A 16,733-nucleotide genomic window follows, 5' to 3' on the forward strand; every position below is an offset into this window, starting at 1 on the left:
CCCCCTCCGTCTCCGCTCAGCGCCCGAAAATCCCTTTCAGGAACTGGGCCGTGCGATTGCGCTTGCGCTTGCGTTCCAGCTCGGATGCATCCTTGAGCCACGCGACCTGGACGACGCGCCGCTCGCCCTCGAACGGCTCATGGCCGTGCCAGGAATTGTCGGCGCGCAGGAACGCGAACATGGTCCCCATGGTGGGCGGCACCTCGACCGCGAAGGGCTCGTAGTTCTTCCCGTCATAGAGGACGCGCAGCCGACCGGCCGCCGGGGCCTCCCAGGCGTCGTTCATGTAGACGAGGAGGGTCAACACCTTCGACGGTCCATCGGTGTGGATCGAGCCGTATTTCGGTTGGCTCTTCCGCATGATGGTGGTGAGCCGTGGGCAGGACACGAGGTCGATCCCGAACTTTTCGCCCAGGATCTTCGAGAACGCGTCGCTTTCCAGCTCATCGATCAGCGCCTTGAAGCGCCCCTTGAGGGCAACCTCGTCGACCGTGAGATAGCCGGGCTTGGCGATCTCCGGGAAGTCGCGGCGGATCTCGTCGATCGCGTCGGGATTCAGGACATTGTTGCCCAGCGTATAGGCGTAGGGCTCCCGGGAGAGAGGTGCGGCGCGAATCGCCGAGATGTCGAGGATCGAGAGGGCGGACATCGAGGGATCCCTTGGGTCCAGGGCGAATCGGCCGACATACCAGGCGCCGGTCGCGCATGCCGGTGGCCCGGGTGACGGGCTGGGCCGGCTCAGCCCGCACGGGCTCCGGCCGTCATGGTGCAACCCGTCGCGGCGGACTGGAATCTCATAATCCGCTGATTGCGGCAGTCCGACGGCGAAAGGCGTCTGGTGGCGCATTCCGGTGACAGTCTCAGGCCGCCGGCCCGTGCAGGATAAGTATGATGCCCGCGGATTGTCGTCCTGGGCGCATGCTGGACCCGTGTCTGATGAGGCCGCTGGCCCTCACCCTGCTGTGCATACACCTTATCGCGGTCGCGACCGGGGCGGAGGCGCTTGCGCAAACCCGGGCGCCGCGCGGCTCGATGACCGCCCGGATGACCTGCGCCGAGGCGATGGCCCTGGTGAAGGGCGAGCGCGACGTCGTGATCGCGGCCGGATCGGCGCCGGAGCGCTTCGTCAGCGGCCCCGGCCAGTGCAGCGGCTCGGAGATCGCCGAGCTGCGCTTCGCGCCCACCCGCGACAACCCACAATGCCCGATCGGCTACCATTGCCGCGAGCCGGGTTTCGAGGAGTGGAATTGGTAGGCGCGCGGCCGGTGTAAATCGCCGCATCCCGCAAACGTGACGAGAATTTCACGCGACAGCGTGCGGCAAAGGCCACTATCTCGCCATCGACCGGGGCCAAGGCCGCTGGGTTGCGCCCCCACCGGGCGCGGTGGGACGGGAGAGACGCGTGGCTGCACTCAGGACCGGGCTCGGGATCCAGGCCGTGCTCACGGCCGTCGCCGCGCTGATCCTGCTGGCCATGCCGGGCATTCCGAGCCCGCCGCTCTACGTCTCCCTCGCCGGCTTCGCGCTGGCCGGTATCCTGGTCGCGTCGAACACCATTTCGGCCTACCTGAAGGTGTTCGTCTCGGTTTACGGCATCGGCTACCTGCTGCTCGCCGGCACGAAGACGGCCGCCGCCATGGGATTGCTGCCGCCGGTGATCGCCGCGCTCCTCCCCCCGGCCTTTGCCGCCACCGGCGCGGTGGTATTCGCCGCCATCGTGCTCGGCATCTCCTATCTCGAACCGATCCAGGCGATCACCAACATCGCCGATCCCTACTTCGCCAACCGCGACAAGCCGACCAAGGAGATCGGCCTGTTCCGCTGGTTCGGCACCACCGAGGGTCGGATCGGCCGCAACCTCGTGGCGCTCTCGATCTTCGTGAATTTCGCCGACGTGGCGCTAACCCTGCGGTTCAACTTCTTCTACCGCGACATCTACAACTCCCTGCAGGAGTATGACGCCAACGCCTTCTGGTATCAGCTGCTCTGGGTGTTCGTGCCGCTGGCCACGCTGAACATCGCCATCGGCATGTTCGACCTGTTCGTGGATTCCTCGCTGCTGATCCGCTGGCGCACGTGGCTGACCCACAGCCTGTACGAGCGCTGGCTCGGCAACGGCACACATTACCGGATCCCGTTCACTGACGAGGAGGCTGACAACCCGGATCAGCGGATTCAGGCCGACGTCAACAGCTTCATCGTGCAGACCACGACCCTGTCGATCCGGCTGCTGAGCCAGGCCGCACAGCTCGTCTCCTTCATGGTCATCCTCTGGACCCTGTCACGCGACTTCGTCGTGCCGTTCACCGACACGGTCATCCCGGGCTTCCTGGTCTGGCTGGTGATCGGCTACGCGGTGGTGGGCACGTGGCTCACCCACCTGATCGGCCGGCCGCTCATCGGGCTCGACTTCCGGCAGGAGCAGGTCGAGGCGAATTTCCGCTTCGCGCTGGCCCGCAACCGGATCTATTCCGAGCAGATCGCCCTGCTGCGCGGCGAGCGCGCCGAGGCCTCCCGGCTCTCGACGCTGTTCCACAGCGTGATCGACAATTACGTCGGCATCATCTTCCGGCGCATTAAGCTGATTGCCTTCACGTTCAGCTACCGGCAGGCGAGCGTGATCTTCCCGATGGTGCTGGCCGCGCCCTCGTTCTTCGCCAAGAAGATTACGCTGGGCGCCCTGCAGCAGACCTCGCAGGCCTTCGGGCAGGTACAGAGCTCGCTGTCGTTCTTCGTGGATTCCTACACGACGCTGGCGGCCTACAAGGCCAACACCAACCGTCTCGGCTCCTTCCGCCGGGCGATGACCAAGGCCGAAGCCCTCGCGTCGGCGGGCTACGGGCTCGTCCAGGGCAACGACAGCACCGGCGACGTGACGGCGCGCGGACTGGTGCTCGCTTTGCCGGACGGGCGCCCGATCGTGACCGCCGATGCGCTGACGCTGCCGCAGGGCGGCGCGACCCTGGTCACCGGCCCGTCCGGCTCGGGCAAGTCGACGCTGTTCCGGGCGATCGCCGGGATCTGGCCGTTCGGCAAGGGCCGGGTCGATGTGCCCGCCGGACAATCGGCGCTGCTGCTGCCGCAGCGGCCCTACATCCCGCTCGGCACCCTGCGCGGCGCCGTGGTCTATCCGAACACCACCGACCAGTTCACGGATGCCGAGATCCGCGACGCCCTGGTCGCCGCCCAGCTCCCGCACCTCGCCGATCGGCTCGACGAGGTCGATACCTGGGAGCGGCGCCTGTCGGGCGGCGAGCAGCAGCGGCTCGCCATCGCCCGCGTGCTGCTGGCGAAGCCCGCATGGCTGTTCCTCGACGAAGCGACCGCCTCCCTCGACGAGCCTTCGGAGGCCGCGCTCTACCGCATGCTGCGCGAGCGGCTGCCGGGGACATCCATCGTGTCGATCGGCCACCGCTCGACGCTCGACGCGTTCCACGACCGGCGCATCACGCTGGAGCCGGAGGGCGGGGTGTTCACCCCACGCGAGCAGCGGCGGCAGCCGCTGCCGGCGGAGTAGTAGGCCGGCTACGCGGCTGCTCTTTCTCTTGCGGGCAGGACGTGCCTGTCCGACTGCTCAGCCGGACAGTCCACGATGGCCCTCCGATGGCGACAGGCCCACTCCGTCATCACGAGCGAAGCGAAGTGACCCAGGGCAGCGCGACCTCTGAGATCATGGCGCCGCCCTGGATTGCTTCGCTTCGCTCGCAAAGACGGTGATGCGCAGCCTTTAAGCCTTCGTCCGCAGCCCCGCGGCCGCCCGCGCCGCCTGCTCGATCGCCGCGGGATCCGGCGTACCGGGCTTCACCACCCAGCTGCCGCCGACGCAGAGCACCGACGGGATCGCCAGCCAATCCGGCGCGCTCAGTTCGGTGATCCCGCCGGTCGGGCAGAACCGCACCGCGCCGAACACGGCCGCATGCGCCTTCAGCGCCTTGATGCCGCCGGCGGCCTCGGCCGGGAAGAACTTGAACCGGTCGAGCCCGTAATCCAGGCCGCGCATGATGTCGGCCGCGGTGGCGACGCCCGGCAGGTAGGGCACGCCATTCGCCTTGGCGGCGTCGGTCAGCGGCTCCGTGAGACCGGGGGAGACGATGAACTCGGCGCCGGCCGCGAGCGCGTTCTCGAGGTCGCGTGGGTTCAGCACCGTCCCGGCCCCGACCACCGCGCCCTCGACGCGGGTCATCTCCCGGATGACGTCGAGGGCGGCCGGCGTCCGCAGGGTGACCTCCAGGGCGGTCAGCCCGCCCTTCACCAGGGCCTCGGCGATGGGCCGAGCCTGGGCCACGTCGTCGATCACCAGGACCGGAATGACGGGCACGGAGCGCATCAGCGCGTCGATGCTGGTCAGATCGTTCATGGTCGGCAACTCCTGTAGGGTTTCAGAGGCCGGCGGCCGCGAGCATCGCGGAGGCACCGCGCTCGGCCGTGTCGGCCCCATGGCGCATGAACGCGAACAACTCGCGTCCGGTGCCCTGGCTGGGCGGCGGAGCCTCGGCCTCGGGACGGGCCGCGAATTCCGCATCGTCCACCAGCACCTCGAGCAGGCCCTCGGCGGCGCTGAGCCGGACGATGTCGCCGTCGCGGATCCGCCCGATCGGCCCACCGCCCAGGGCCTCGGGGCTCAGGTGGATGGCGGCCGGGACCTTTCCGGAAGCGCCCGACATCCGCCCGTCCGTCACCAGGGCGACCTTGTGGCCGCGGTCCTGCAGCACGCCGAGTGGCGGCGTCAGCTTGTGCAGCTCCGGCATGCCGTTCGCCTTCGGCCCCTGGAACCGGACCACCACCACGACATCCCGTTCCAGCTCGCCGGCCTTGAACGCCTTCAGCACCTCGTCCTGATCGGAGAACACCCGGGCCGGGGCCTCGATGGTCCGGCGCTGCTCCTCGACGGCGCTGGTCTTGAACGTCGCCCGGCCGAGATTGCCCCTCACCAGCCGCATGCCGCCATCCGGCTGGAACGGCTTGTCCGGCCGGCGCAGCATGGCGTCATCCAGGCTTTCCGGCACGGCGTCCTCGAAAACGAGGTCGTCGCCGTCGAGCTTCGGGTCGCGGGCATGGTCGCGCAGGGATTGGCCGGTCACCGTCAGGATGTCGTCATGCAGCAGCCCGGCATCGAGCAGCGCGCGCATCACGAAGCTCATCCCGCCCGCGGCGTGGAAATGGTTCACGTCGCCCGCCCCGTTCGGGTAGACGCGCGCGATCAGCGGCACGGCGCTGGAGAGGCGGTCGATATCCTCCCAGTCGATCACGATGCCGGCGGCACGCGCGATGGCCGGCAGGTGGATCGCGTGGTTGGTCGAGCCGCCGGTGGCGAGCAGACCGACCGCCGCGTTCACGATCGCCTTCTCATCGACGCAGAGGCCGAGCGGCCGGTAATCGTTGCCGGCGCCGCCGATCTCGGTGAGCCGGTGGATCGCCGCCCGGGTCACGGCCTGCCGCAGCTTGGTGCCGGGATTGATGAAGGACGCGCCCGGCATGTGCAGGCCCATCATGTCCATCATCATCTGGTTCGAGTTGGCGGTGCCGTAGAACGTGCAGGTGCCGGCCGAGTGGTAGGAGGCGGATTCGGATTCCAGCAGTTCCGCCCGGCCGACCTTGCCCTCGGCGTAGAGCTGGCGGATCCGCTGCTTCTCCTTGTTGGCGAGGCCCGACGGCATCGGCCCGGCCGGGATCAGGATCGTCGGCAGATGGCCGAAACGGAGCGCCCCGATCAGCAGGCCGGGCACGATCTTGTCGCAGATGCCGAGCAAAGCCGCGCCGTCGAACATGCCGTGGCTTAAGCCCACCGCGGTCGAGAGGGCGATCGTGTCCCGGGAGAACAGCGACAGCTCCATGCCGCTCTGGCCCTGCGTGACGCCATCGCACATGGCCGGCGTCCCGCCCGCCACCTGGGCGGTGGCGCCGCGCTCCCGGGCGAACAGCTTGATCTGCTCGGGATAGCGCCCGTAGGGCTGATGCGCCGAGAGCATGTCGTTGTAGGCGGTGACGATGCCGATATTCATCGTGGTCCGCTCGTCGCGGATCGCCGCCTTGTCCTCGCCGGCCGCCGCGAAGCCGTGGGCGAGGTTGCCGCAGGCGAGCTTTCCGCGCCGGACCCCCGCATCCCGCTCACGGGCGATCAGGTCGAGATAGGCGCGCCGGGTCTCGCGGGAGCGCGCAACCACGCGCTCGGTGACCGCCGCGACCTCGGGATGAAGCTCGGTCATGCTGGTTCCTCCAGGCCTTTGGCGAAAGCCGCGGGATCGGCGCCGCGATTCGGCTCCGGCTCCGCAGCCCGTCGTTCGCCGGTATCTAAGCGGTGCGCTGCGGGATGTAACCCGACCGGCGCGCACCCCCTCCCCGCAGAGGGGGAGGGGGGACGCTTCGAACCGTCTCAATACTCCCAGAAGATCCGCTGGAGTTCCTTCGTGTCGTTGGTCTTCGTCAACGCCACGGCCGCCAGGATCTTGGCCTTGGCGGGGTTCAGGTCATGCGCCACAACCCAGTCGTACGTGTCGTCCGGCTGCTCGGCGTTGCGCAGGACGAAGCCGTCCGGCACCCGCGAGGAGCGGATCACGATCGTGCCCTTGGAGCGGATGTCCTTGAGCTTGTCGACGAGGTAGCCCGCCACCGAGCCGTTGCCGGTGCCGGCGTTGACGATCGCCTTCGCGCCCGCCTGGACCTCCGCGTCGTAGACGCCCGGGATCATGTTGCCCGAGCCGTAAACGATACCGACCAGCGGCAGGCTGTCGATCTGATCGATGTCGAACTCCGAGCTCATGTTGTGCCGCTTCGTGAGCGAGCGGAAGAAGTAGGTCTTGCCCTCGACCACCATACCGAGTGGCCCCCACTGGCTGTAGAAGGCGCTGGGCACGATGTTGGTCCGCTTGTTCACGTCGCGGCCGCACTGGATGTAGTCGTTCATCGTCACGGTGACGCCCTTGCCGATCGCCTCCTTGCTGCCCGCCACCGTCACGGCGTCGAGGAGATTGAGAGCGCCGTCGGCCGAGATCGCCGTGCCCGGCCGCATCGAGCCGACCACCACGATCGGCTTGTCGCTCTTGACCACGAGATCGAGGAAAAAGGCGGTCTCCTCCAGGGTGTCGGTGCCGTGGGTGACGACCACGCCGTCAACATCGTCCTGCTTCAGGAGCTGAGAGACGCGCTTGGCCAATTGGACGAGCTGGGCATCCGTGAAGCTCTCGGAGGCAATCTGGAAGACCTGCTCGCCGCGGACATTGGCGACGGCGCTGATCTGCGGCACGGCCGCGATGAGCTTGTCCACCGGCACCTTGGCGGCGGTGTAGGTCGCGCTGTTGGCGGCATCTGCGCCCGCGCCCGCGATGGTGCCGCCGGTGGCGAGGATCACCACGTTCGGCTTCCGGGTCGCCGCTGCCGTCCCGGATTCGGGCATCTCGCGCGCGGATAGCGGGCTCGCCCCCCAGAGGCTGGCCAGGGCCAGCGCGAAGGCCGCTCCGCGCAGGGAATGGGCCGCGCCGCTTCGGCAGGAAAACATGCGGTGATCCTCTAGCTCTGAAACGATGGCGAGTCGGACTCGCCGCCACGATGGTAGCCGCGCGGATGTGTCAGGCAAGGATCGTGCAGGCCGTACGGTTCACGTGGGCTTGGATCGTTACGCAAGCCCGGGCGTTAAACCGGGTTGCTGTCCGTTCGGAGGTAAGCCCCATGCTGCATCTCGCCGGTCTGCTCGAGGAACTGGAGCGGAGCGAGCCCGCCCAGGCCGCCATGGCGATCCTCGAAGGTTCGCTCTCCCGCCGTTCAACCGAGGAACAAGGCGCCTTCTGGCGCGCCGTCGACATCTATTACGTGTCACGCAAGGCGCCGCCGGAGGCAACGCCGGCGATGACACCCGAGCTCGCTGCCGCCTCCTGAAACAAGGGGCGGGTCCACCGCTCTCTGCTCTCATGACGAGCGCCCCTCCCAACAGGTGGAGCGGAACGGAACCTCATCGGAACCCAGCGCACGAAGGGTCGCGTCGGCGGCACCCTATGGATGTTCCGCGTTGTCGCGTGCTGGATCCCGGCTTGCATTCGGCTACCGCCGCATACGCCCTGGAAAACGAAACGGTGCAGAGCGGTGAGTTCAACGGATAACCTGTCTAACACCTGAAAAGACGTGCCCTGCGCATCGCCTGGACAGATGATCGAAAGGCTGCCTGTTCACGCCCTTGCTGGAACGGCTGGCGGGAGCGTGCCGCCGCTCTCGGGCTCGCTGCCCGCGGCGGCGTCGCCGCGGGTCTCGGGCATCAGCGTGAGATACAGCGCGAATCCCAGGGCCGCGATGGCGGCAAGCGCCAGGAAGGCTGTGGAATACCCCGCCGACACGATGATCACGCCTGCAAGCTTCGCGCTGAGTGATGCGCCGACGCCCTGGGCGGTGGCGACCGCGCCCTGGGCCGCGTTGAAGCGTCCGCCACCGCGAGTCAGATCGGACACGACGATCGGGAACAACGCGCCGTAGATGCCCGCGCCGATCCCGTCGAGGAGCTGGACGCCCACCAGCCAGAACGGGTTGTCCGACAGGGTGTAGAGCACCCCGCGCAGCGCCAGCACTCCGAAGGCCGCCAGGAAGATCGGCTTGCGGCCGATCACGTCGGCCTTGGCGCCCACGAAGATCGCCACCGGCACCATCACGCATTGCGCCGCCACGATGCAGACGGCGATCAGCGACGTCGCGTGATCCTTGCCCGACAGGTGGGTGAGAAGCTGGCCGACCGAGGTCAGCATCGCGGCGTTGGCGAGGTGGAAGATCGCGCAGAGCACCGCGAAGAGAAGCAGGGCCTTGTTCTGCAACAGGGTGGCGAGGCCGGAGGGCTGCTCCTGCTGCGCTTCCTCCTCCTCGGTCATGCCCCGGGCGAGGTCGTCGTCAATCGCGTCAGCCGGCACCATCAGCATGGCGCCGATGGAGCAGGCCGCCAGGATGCCCATCAGCCAGAACACCACGATCGGTCCGAAGAAATAGGCGAGCCCCCCGGCCACTGCGGCCGAGACCGCGTTGCCGGCGTGGTTGAAGCCCTCGTTGCGACCGATCCGCTTGGCGAACATCTTCGGGCCGACGAGGCCGAGGGTTATGGCGGCGAGCGCCGGCGGGAAGATCGTACCGGCGACGTGCGCGATCGATTGGGTCGCGGTCACGAGGTAGAAATTGGAGATGAACGGCAGAACGAGGCAGCTCGCCGTCACCGCGATGGCGCCACCGATCACCACGGCGCGCTTGTGGTTGGTGGCGTCGATGAAGGCGCCCGCGGGGGTCTGCGCGATCAGACCGAGGATGCCCGCGATGGTCATGACGAGGCCCGTGGTGGCCTCGTTCCAGCCCTGGTCCGGGCCGCGCACGGCGATGAGGTAGATGGCGAGGTAGGGGCCGAGCCCGTCGCGCACGTCGGCCAGGAAGAAGTTGAGGGCATCGAGGCCGCGCAGGGCCTTGGTCGAGGGGGTCCGGATCGCCGCGCCGCCGCCCGTCGTCCCCGTCACGATGCTGCTCATCCTGCTTGACCCCAGTCCGACGGACGGCTTCGCCCCGAGCCGGGCGGTCCCTCGCTCGCGGTGCTCGACGCCCCTGCAGAGGTTCGGTTCCGTCACGATGGCGTCGGCCACTCCGTCGAGGACGATTCCCGGGGCATCAGAGGCTTAGTCGGCCTCGGGCGCGTCCGATGCGTCAGGATTCCCGACATCGGCTGTCGCGTCTGCGGACAGCTCGGCGCCCGGCGTGCCGAGGCCGTAGCGCTCCATCTTGGCGTAGAGAAGCTGCCGCTGGATCCCGAGGCGGCGGGCGGCCCGGGCCCTGTTGCCCTCGCTCTCGCGCAAGGCAGCGGTGATCATGGTCCGCTCCAGGCGGGCGACAGCGCTTGGCAGATCCCCGGACAGCCAATCCGTCGGCGAAGCGTCCGCGGTCCGCCGGTCCGGCTTGTCCGAGGGCAGGTCGAGATCCTCGGCCGTGATCGCGCCGCCGCGGACCAGCACGGCGCTGCGCTCCACGGCGTTGCGCAATTCGCGGACATTGCCGGGCCAGTCATGCGTCAGCAGGCGCGCGGCCGCGCCCCGGTCGAGGCGCTTGCCCGACCGGGCCAGGAAATGTTCGGCCAGCGGGACGATATCGGCAAGGCGCTCGCGCAGCGGCGGCAGGGCGATCGGCACGACGTTGAGGCGATAGTAGAGATCGACGCGGAACCGGCCAGCAGCGACGAGCGCCGGGAGGTCGCGGTGGGTCGCCGCCACGAGGCGGACATCGACCCGGGCCGGGCTGCCGCCGGACGGTGTGACCACGCAATCCTGGATGACGCGCAGGATCTTGGCCTGCATGGTGGCCGGCATGTCGCCGATCTCGTCGAGGAACAGCGTGCCGCCCTCGGCCCGGTGGAAGGCGCCAGCCCGGTCCGCCGCTGCCCCGCCGAAGGCCCCCCGGACATGCCCGAACAGCTCACTCTCCAGCTGGTCCCCCGGGATCGCCGCACAGTTCACGGGGACGAAGGGGCGCGCCCGCCGCCGGGAGAAGGCGTGGAGCGCACGGGCCACCTCTTCCTTACCGGTGCCGGTCTCGCCCTGGATCAGCACCGTGGAGTCGGTATCGGCCACGAGGCCGATGGTCTTCTGAACCCGGCGCATGCTCCCGCTGGAGCCGACGAGAACCGGATGGCCGGAGGCTGCCGTCTCAACCCCGCCCACCGACCGCATGGTCTTCAGCATCGCGTCGAGGGCGGCCGCGAGATCCGCGCGGCCGATCGGCTTGGTGAGATGGTCGTGCGCCCCGAGGCGCATCGCCTCGATGGTGTTGGCCGGACTCGCGAAGGCCGTCAGCACGGTCACGGGCGGGCGGTCGGGCAGGGCGCAGATCCGTTCCAGCGTCGCCATGCCGTCGAGATCGCCGGGCATGCGCAGATCGAGCAGCACCGCCGCGATCGGACTGTCTTGCGGTCTGTCCTGCAGCCGCGCCAGCGCCTCGGAGCCGGAGCCCACCGGCAGCGGCATGTGCCCGAGGTCAGCCACGGTCTCGGCGAGCCCCTCGCGCAGGGCCGGGTCGTCGTCGACGATCAGGATGGTTGCCATGGCAGGTCCAGCAGGAAGGTTGTCACGGGCGCGTTCTCGTCCAACCTGACCTCACCGCGATGGGCCAGTGCGATCTCGCGCACGATCGCGAGCCCCAGGCCGGTGCCGTCTGGGCGGCCGGTGGCAAAGGGTTCGAAAAGACTGCCCCGGATCGCCAGATCGATGCCGGGGCCCGTGTCGCTGACCCGCAGCCGCAGGCGGACGGCGCCATCGACCGTGACCCGCTCGCCACCAAGGCAGACCCGGCCTCCGGGCGGCGTGTTCTGGAGGGCGTTCAGAAGCAGGTTGTCCAGGGCGCGGGCGACTTGCGCCCGGTCGATATGCGGATGGTCGTGCTCGGGCAGCCCGTCCGCCGCAATCGAAACCTGCACGGCGCGGGCGCTCGCGAGATCCTCGTGCAGGCCGACGCACTCCGCGAGCAGCGGCGCCACGGCATTCGGGGTCCGGCTGAGCGGGCGCGCCTGCGTCAGGTTGAGCAGGTCGCGCAGCAACGTGTCGACCCGCGCGATCTGGCCGAGGACGGTGCGCAGGGCCGCGGTCGCCCGGTCCGGATCGCCGCTGACCAGGGCGTTCTCGGCCTTCAGCCGCATCGCGGCGATCGGGTTGCGGATCTCGTGGGCGATGCTCGCCGCGAGCCGGCCGACTGCGGCCAAACGTTCGGCCGTCACGACCCGGCCCCTCGCCTCCCGCAGCCGCCCGCCCGCCGCGTTGAGCGCATCGACCAGCCGATCGAATTCCCGCTCGCCGGTGTGGTCGAGGCGCGGCAGATCTTCGCCGTCCGATCGGGGTGCCGCGAGCGCGGCCTCGAGGCGGGCGATCCGGTCGGAGAATCCGTAGAGGAACCAGCCGAGAAACGCCGCCGAGCCCAGAACCGTGGCGGCCAGGAAGCCGAGCCCAGCCAGGAAGCGTGTGTAGGTCGGGCCGTCGTTGACGTGGGCGCGCCCCATGGTCCACGCGGTCAGGCCGGGTTCCGGGCCCCGCAGGGGACAGGCCTGGAGCAGGAGCACCTGTGTGCGGCTCGGCCGGTTCACCGAAACGGCGTGTCCGACGCGGAGCGCCTGCGCGTTCACGGCGGCGATCGTGTCGCGCTCCGCGGCCGGGAGATCGGTTTTCGGCCCGGTCCCCTCATAGGTCGGATACGCGTAGGCGATCGACCCGTCCTGGGCGCTCCAGATCCCGCCCTCGATGCCCGGGGTGCCGGCGAGCGCGGCCTCGACGACGCCCGCGAGATCGGCCTCGGCGACGGCCCCGCGCAGACCGACCCGAGCGGTGTACCGGTCGATGATCTCGCGGCAGGCCCGCCCCGCCGTGATGTCCGCGCGGGTCACCTGGACGCCGGTCGATTGGGCGTAGACCCCGAACATCAGGTAGGCGGTCGCGATCGCCGAGGCGAGCAGCAGGATCCACAGGGCGAGGAGCCGGGCGCGCAAGCTGTAGGCCGTCACGGCGGCGCTCGGTCGAACACGGCGCAGGCTCCTCCGGTGGGCGTCCGGCCCGTCCGCGACCGATCCGTAAGCCCTGGCGGGCAGCCTGACCACTCAGCCGTCCGTCCTTACTTGCTCAGACAGGGGGCCGCGCACCCGTTGGGTGTGGGCGAAGGCCGTTTGATAGTCTGGTCCTCGCGATACGCGTGCGCCTCCCTGCACGCCTTCGGCCTCGGGCCATGGCTGAAGTGCATCCCGAGGAGGGGTGGATTCGGAAGACCAAACGGGGAGGGGGGCGCGTGGACCGAATTTCCCCGGCCGCGGCTACGGATACCATCTGAGGTTGAATTGATCGTGTTGCACATCGTCGATGCGTGGCGTTCGCGCTGACGGGCGGACTCCTCGGCCGAAGCGTTCAGACCGCTTCCGCACCACACCTTTAAGGTTCGAGGTCGAAAAAAATACAATTTTGACGGGATTTGGCACGCGCGCGCAGCATTTTGCTCGTCGAAAACGCGTCGCTCCAGGGCGAAGAGTACCGGGATCTTGCATCGAAGGGCCGAAAGTCCGGGCTGCGTCGAAAAGTTGACACACCCGCACGCCATCGAAGGTGTCAGCCCGGTCTTCGGCGTGCGCCGCTCAGGTGTTCCGCCTCCGGATCGTTCTTCAGGTCCCACGGAGACGGACCGTGTCCCAGGCGCTCGTGAATCGAGAGGCGCTCGACGAACTCAGCGCGGTGATCGGACCGGAGAAGCTCGCCCGCATCGTCGATCGGTTCCTCCTCAGTCTCGCCAGCGCCGTCGAGGAGGGGGACCGCACCGCGGCCGATTACGGGCGCGAAGCGCACACGCTCGTGTCGCTATCCGGCATGCTTGGCTGCGATGCCCTGTCCAGGGCTTGCCGCACCGTGGAGGAGGCCGCCGCGGTGGGGCACGACCTGACGGAGGCGCTGGCCACGCTGCGGATGCTGCGCGATCAAACAGTCCTGGCCCTGCGGGACCTGGCCGCCGTCATGCCCAACACCGATCAGCCCGCGATCACCGCCGCGAGCGGCGCCTCGAACGTCAGGACCGCCCCCTCCGGGGGATAGGTCAGCAGCGCCGTGCCGCCGAAGCCGTGGACGAGGCTTCGGGCGATGAGGCGCGTGCCGAAACCGCTGCGGGTCGGCGGGGCCACCGGCGGACCGCCCGTCTCCTCCCAGCGGAACCGCAGATTCGGCCCGCCCTCGGCGTCGACCACCGTCCAGGTGATGCCGACTATGCCGCCGGCGACCGAGAGGGCACCGTACTTGGCGGCGTTGGTCCCGAGTTCGTGCAGCATCAGCGCCAGGGTCAGGCCGTGGCGCGGCCCCAGGGTCAGGTCGGCGCCCTCGACCCGGAAACGGCCGGTCACGCCATCGTCGTGCAGCGAGATCGCGCCCGCGACGAGGCCGACCAGGGAGGCGCGGGCGAAGGACCCCTGAAGCAGCACGTCGTGGGCGTTCGCGAGCGCCAGGAGACGTGCCGCCAGCGCCTCGCCAGCGGCTTCCAGCGAGACCGCGTTGCGCATGGTCTGTGCCGCCACCGCCTGGACCATGGCGATGGTGTTCTTCATCCGGTGCGCGAGTTCCTGCATCAGCAGGGTCTGGTGCGCCTGCGCGAGCTTCAGCTCGGTGATGTCGCGCGAGACCGTGAGGATGCGTTCGGGGCTGCCTGGCGTCGCACCGATCGGCGTCACGGCCACATCCCACCATCGAACCGACAGGCCGGCCTCGAGCCGCGCCTGAAAACGGCCCGGCCGGCCGAGGCGTGCCCGATCCAAGGCGGCAGCGGCGGCCTCGCGATCCTCCTGCCGGGTCCACACCTCGATCCACGGGCGGCCGATCGCCTCCGCCTCATCCTGAACGCCGGTCAGCGCCGGACCGTCCGCCGAGGCGGTGATCAGGTATCCGTCGCGATCGAGCAGTTCGAGGTAATCGTTTGCGGCTGGCGGCTGCGCGGAGGGTCTGAGGCCCGCCAGGGGGGGGCGGGTTTCCGGCGCCGCGGGACGCGGCCGCTCGGCGGCGATCCGGCCGGCCTCGACGCGGCTCGCGGCCTCGATGATGCGGCCGAGGCGGCGGCTGCGCTGCCGCTCCCAGTCCGCCTGCGCGCTGGCCTGCGCCAGTAAGGTGCGCAGACGCGCATTCTCAGCCTCGAGCATGTCGAGGCGCCGCTCTGCCCCATCGATCCGCGGCAACACGATGACCGCTTCCATCGCCCGCCCCCCTCGTCACTCCAGGCGGCGCGCCCGTGCGCGACGCAACAGGTCCACCGACGCGCAGGTGCGGCGATGCCGAGTCGGGCCGGGGGGCACCGGCGGCTTGAGCCGCTTCTGATGCCGGTTCCCTGCCCGCAGCCGAGCGAATCGTTGGGTAGGTCACGCTAGCATGGCGGCCGGGATAATCAATCGGATCGTGTATTCACCGGCGGGCTGAAACTTATGTTGCGATCCTGCGCCGCAGCGAAATCAGCTACTTGTTTCGCATCAGTAGGACAAGCCAGCCGATTCCGAGGACGAAGATTATCAAGCCGATCGAGACGAAGACCGGCGTACCGAGGTCGATGAGCCGCGGCGCGAGCTGGGTCGCGAAGGCCGCCACCACCAGAGCCACCGCGACGCGGGCGGCGGCGCGCTCGATGCCGCGGGTGACCTTGTCGAGCCCCTTCACCTCGATCTCGACCGTGACACGGCCCTGCTTCAGGCGCACCAGCATCAGGTGGATCAGGGTCGGCAGCTCCGAGGCCGCCCCGTAGAGGCCGACGCCGAGCGCCTCGGCCTTCTGCTTGAGTGCCGAGAGCGAGAACTGCGTCTGCATGCTGGCCCGCACCGTGGGACCGGCCGCCGCGAACAGGTCGAAATCGGGATCGAGGTGGCGCATCACGCCGTCGGCGGTCACCAGCCCCTTGAACAGGATGGCGAGATCGGTCGGCATGGCGAGGTCGTTCTCGCGGGCCATGTTCATGAAGTCGGTGAGCACCAGCCCGAGATTGAGCGGGATCGAGGAATGGCTCTCCACGAAGGACTGGGCCGAGACCTGGAGACGGGTCAGGTCGGGGTTGCTGGTGCCGGTCCAGTCGAGCAGCACGGCCATCAGGCCGTCCGCATCCTGCTTGAGCATGGCGCCGATCAGAACCAGCAGCTGCGACCGGCGGCGCTGCGACAGCCGGCCGATGATGCCGAAATCGATGAAGCCGATCTTGTTGCCCGGCAGCGCCAGCATGTTGCCGGGATGCGGATCGGCGTGGAAGTGCCCCTCGATCAGCGCCATCTGCAGGAAGGCGTCGGTGCCCTTCTGAGCGAGCAGCTTCTTGTCGAGGCCGGCCGCGCGGAGCGCCGCGTCGTCGTTCGGCGGGATGCCGTGGATGAAGTCCTGCACCAGTACCCGCTCGGAGCAGTATTCCCAGTGGATCTTCGGGAAGACGATGTCGTCGCGGTCCTCGAAGATCTGGGCGAGCAGCTCGCAGTTGCGCGCCTCGTTGAGTAGGTCGAGCTCGCCGTTCAACCCGTCGGCGAGGTGGCGCATCTGCTCCCGCGGCTGGTAGCGGGCCATGTCGGGCCACTCGTTCTCGACGATGCGGGCGCCGTGGGCCATCAAGCGGAGATCCGCCTCGATGATCTTGCGCAGGTTCGGGCGCAGGACCTTCACGATGACGTCCTCGCCCGAGTGCAGCCGCGCCCGGTAGACCTGGGCGATCGACGCGGAGGCGATCGGGTTCGTGTCAAACTCGGCGAAGATCTCCTGGGGCGGCCCGCCCAGATCCTGTTCGAGCTGCGGTCCGATCTGCTCCCACGAGACCGGTACGACCTGGCTGTGGAGCTTCTGCAGCTCCTCGGTCCAGGTCGGCGACAGGAGGTCCGGCCGGCTCGCCAGCACCTGCCCGAACTTGATGAAGGTCGGGCCCAAAGCCTCGATCGCCCGGCGCAGACGCTCCGGCTCCGACAGGCGGGTGACGTCGACCCGGGGCTGGCGGCGCGGCAGCAGCGGCAGGTAGCGCAGCCCGAGGCGGTCCACGACCCGGGTGACGCCGAAGCCGATCAGGATGCTCGCAATCTCCGACAGCCGCTGGCGGTCGCGGGCGGCAACGAAGGCGGTCTTCAGCATGAGGGGCGCGATCCGGTCGGACGGGATTGGGCGTCCGGACAGCACGAGCATAAGGACTTTTTTGCGGTCGCGAACCGCGGGACGCGGCCGCCCGCGTCGTTATCGACCCGGCGCGGGATCGAACCGGTCCCGCGCCGGGTCGCC

Annotated in this window: 13 protein-coding genes; 4 read left to right on the forward strand and 9 right to left on the reverse strand. The window is 69.1% G+C overall.

Annotated elements, in window-relative coordinates:
- Positions 1–16: 16 nt before the first annotated feature.
- Entirely contained in the window at positions 17–649 is a 633-nt protein-coding gene (locus tag MKK88_RS27290) for a 2OG-Fe(II) oxygenase (protein WP_244005422.1), read from the reverse strand.
- 287 nt (positions 650–936) lie between these two features.
- Here MKK88_RS27290 and MKK88_RS27295 point away from each other — a divergent pair, with 287 nt between their 5' ends.
- A complete protein-coding gene (locus MKK88_RS27295; RefSeq protein WP_244005425.1) occupies positions 937–1,254 on the forward strand; it encodes a hypothetical protein in 318 nt (105 codons plus the stop codon).
- Positions 1,255–1,402: 148 nt separating this feature from the next.
- On the forward strand, positions 1,403–3,517 hold the full coding sequence (locus MKK88_RS27300) for an ABC transporter ATP-binding protein/permease (RefSeq protein WP_244005427.1): 2,115 nt from the start codon (positions 1,403–1,405) through the stop codon (positions 3,515–3,517).
- Positions 3,518–3,727: 210 nt separating this feature from the next.
- Here MKK88_RS27300 and eda read toward each other — a convergent pair whose 3' ends face one another.
- From eda to MKK88_RS27315, 3 genes are all read right to left on the reverse strand, one after another.
- On the reverse strand, positions 3,728–4,357 hold the full coding sequence (gene eda / locus MKK88_RS27305; protein WP_244005429.1) for a bifunctional 4-hydroxy-2-oxoglutarate aldolase/2-dehydro-3-deoxy-phosphogluconate aldolase: 630 nt from the start codon (positions 4,355–4,357) through the stop codon (positions 3,728–3,730).
- Between the two features lie 22 nt (positions 4,358–4,379).
- Entirely contained in the window at positions 4,380–6,206 is a 1,827-nt protein-coding gene (edd, locus tag MKK88_RS27310; RefSeq protein ID WP_244005431.1) for a phosphogluconate dehydratase, read from the reverse strand.
- A gap of 167 nt (positions 6,207–6,373) precedes the next feature.
- Complete coding sequence (locus tag MKK88_RS27315; RefSeq protein WP_244005433.1) at positions 6,374–7,495, reverse strand: asparaginase; 1,122 nt, start codon at positions 7,493–7,495, stop codon at positions 6,374–6,376.
- Between the two features lie 170 nt (positions 7,496–7,665).
- Here MKK88_RS27315 and MKK88_RS27320 point away from each other — a divergent pair, with 170 nt between their 5' ends.
- Entirely contained in the window at positions 7,666–7,872 is a 207-nt protein-coding gene (locus MKK88_RS27320; RefSeq protein ID WP_244005435.1) for a hypothetical protein, read from the forward strand.
- 287 nt (positions 7,873–8,159) lie between these two features.
- Here the strand turns inward: MKK88_RS27320 and MKK88_RS27325 are convergent, their stop codons facing one another.
- The 3 genes from MKK88_RS27325 to MKK88_RS27335 all read right to left on the reverse strand — a co-directional run bounded on the left by MKK88_RS27325 (position 8,160) and on the right by MKK88_RS27335 (position 12,490).
- Positions 8,160–9,485: an MFS transporter gene (locus tag MKK88_RS27325; protein ID WP_244005436.1), complete on the reverse strand. Its 1,326-nt coding sequence runs from the start codon at positions 9,483–9,485 to the stop codon at positions 8,160–8,162.
- Positions 9,486–9,629: 144 nt separating this feature from the next.
- Positions 9,630–11,045 (reverse strand): sigma-54-dependent transcriptional regulator, encoded by a 1,416-nt coding sequence (locus tag MKK88_RS27330; RefSeq protein WP_244005438.1) that lies wholly within the window; start codon positions 11,043–11,045, stop codon positions 9,630–9,632.
- Positions 11,030–12,490, reverse strand: coding sequence for a sensor histidine kinase (locus MKK88_RS27335; RefSeq protein WP_244005552.1), 1,461 nt, complete (start codon positions 12,488–12,490; stop codon positions 11,030–11,032). Before MKK88_RS27335 ends, MKK88_RS27330 begins: the two co-directional genes overlap by 16 nt.
- Before the next feature lie 667 nt (positions 12,491–13,157).
- Here MKK88_RS27335 and MKK88_RS27340 point away from each other — a divergent pair.
- Positions 13,158–13,559 carry an Hpt domain-containing protein gene (locus MKK88_RS27340; protein ID WP_244005440.1) on the forward strand — a complete coding sequence of 134 codons (402 nt, stop codon included), beginning with the start codon at positions 13,158–13,160 and terminating at the stop codon, positions 13,557–13,559.
- Here MKK88_RS27340 and MKK88_RS27345 read toward each other — a convergent pair.
- Entirely contained in the window at positions 13,496–14,701 is a 1,206-nt protein-coding gene (locus tag MKK88_RS27345) for a sensor histidine kinase (RefSeq protein WP_244005441.1), read from the reverse strand. The genes MKK88_RS27340 and MKK88_RS27345 overlap by 64 nt on opposite strands.
- A gap of 256 nt (positions 14,702–14,957) precedes the next feature.
- Positions 14,958–16,589 (reverse strand): ABC1 kinase family protein, encoded by a 1,632-nt coding sequence (locus MKK88_RS27350; protein WP_244005442.1) that lies wholly within the window; start codon positions 16,587–16,589, stop codon positions 14,958–14,960.
- Positions 16,590–16,733 lie beyond the last annotated feature (144 nt).

The sequence above is a fragment of the Methylobacterium sp. E-005 genome, from assembly GCF_022829725.1.
In the GTDB taxonomy this organism is placed as follows: Bacteria; Pseudomonadota; Alphaproteobacteria; order Rhizobiales; family Beijerinckiaceae; genus Methylobacterium.

Coding starts and splice junctions, on each gene's coding strand:
- MKK88_RS27290 (WP_244005422.1), bottom strand. CDS start 649: ATGTCCGCCCTCTCGATCCTCGACATCTCGGCGATTCGCGCCGCACCT.
- MKK88_RS27295 (WP_244005425.1), top strand. CDS start 937: ATGAGGCCGCTGGCCCTCACCCTGCTGTGCATACACCTTATCGCGGTC.
- eda (WP_244005429.1), bottom strand. CDS start 4,357: ATGAACGATCTGACCAGCATCGACGCGCTGATGCGCTCCGTGCCCGTC.
- edd (WP_244005431.1), bottom strand. CDS start 6,206: ATGACCGAGCTTCATCCCGAGGTCGCGGCGGTCACCGAGCGCGTGGTT.
- MKK88_RS27315 (WP_244005433.1), bottom strand. CDS start 7,495: ATGTTTTCCTGCCGAAGCGGCGCGGCCCATTCCCTGCGCGGAGCGGCC.
- MKK88_RS27320 (WP_244005435.1), top strand. CDS start 7,666: ATGCTGCATCTCGCCGGTCTGCTCGAGGAACTGGAGCGGAGCGAGCCC.
- MKK88_RS27325 (WP_244005436.1), bottom strand. CDS start 9,485: ATGAGCAGCATCGTGACGGGGACGACGGGCGGCGGCGCGGCGATCCGG.
- MKK88_RS27330 (WP_244005438.1), bottom strand. CDS start 11,045: ATGGCAACCATCCTGATCGTCGACGACGACCCGGCCCTGCGCGAGGGG.
- MKK88_RS27345 (WP_244005441.1), bottom strand. CDS start 14,701: ATGGAAGCGGTCATCGTGTTGCCGCGGATCGATGGGGCAGAGCGGCGC.
- MKK88_RS27350 (WP_244005442.1), bottom strand. CDS start 16,589: ATGCTGAAGACCGCCTTCGTTGCCGCCCGCGACCGCCAGCGGCTGTCG.